Here is a 775-nt window from a genome sequence, read left to right as displayed (position 1 = left end):
ACCAGCCACTGTGCTAGTTTGTTGAACATCCCGTTCCTCTCAGTGCTTTTCGCCGCGCGCACGCTGGCGGGCAAGTCTGGCTTCGTAGGCGTCGAGCGAGCACAGGCGCTCCGCCTCACGCGGGTCCACCACGCCGGCAAAGACCTTGTACATGGCGACCTCGAACACGGTTTTCCCGGTGCTGTCCGGCACGTCGAAGCCGACCTGGCGCTTGCTGCGCTGGTATGCCGCCAACTCGATGTTCTTGGCGTCGCGGATATAGGCCAGGTCCTGCTCGTCGGGCTCGAACATCTCGGCCACCACGGTCCGGCCGCGGGCGCCGTTCAGCTCCGGCAGATTGGGACGCTGGCAAAGCTCGCACCCATGCGGGTTCCGCAACCGGATGCCTTCGATATCGAAACGGAAGAGGCGCTCAATCTGCTGCAGCTTTCTCGCGCCCAGGGCTTCCTTCATCGCCGTATGCCGGAGGCCACAACTGCAGGTCTTCGGCATCAATGCCTGATAGACGTAGAGATTGATGAAGCCGGGCGTGGCGAGGACGCTGCGTGGAATGCGCAGTTCACCGTCCGAGAGCCGGTCCGCCGCCGTCAGCGCACTCGGCGCGTGGACAGTCGTCAGCGCGCGCAGCCCCGCGCCGGCCACGTCCCGAAACAGGCCGGCCGATTCGTGATCGCGGAGTTCGCCCACCATCACAAAATGCGGGTTCATCCGCTTGATCTGGCGCTTGGCTGCGATAAAAGGATCTTCATCCCGATTCGCACCGTCGAGCGTGCGC

At 64.1% G+C, this 775-nt stretch carries 1 protein-coding gene; it reads right to left on the bottom strand.

The genetic code is table 11. From position 1 onward, the window contains the following. Positions 1-39: 39 nt before the first annotated feature. Positions 40-775: ATPase, T2SS/T4P/T4SS family (locus tag ACYP5B_RS48995; RefSeq protein ID WP_459574700.1), on the bottom strand; the 736-nt coding region annotated here is incomplete at its 5' end.

This window comes from Cupriavidus sp. 8B (assembly GCF_054589115.1).
This window is presented reverse-complemented; position numbering and strand designations above follow the sequence as displayed.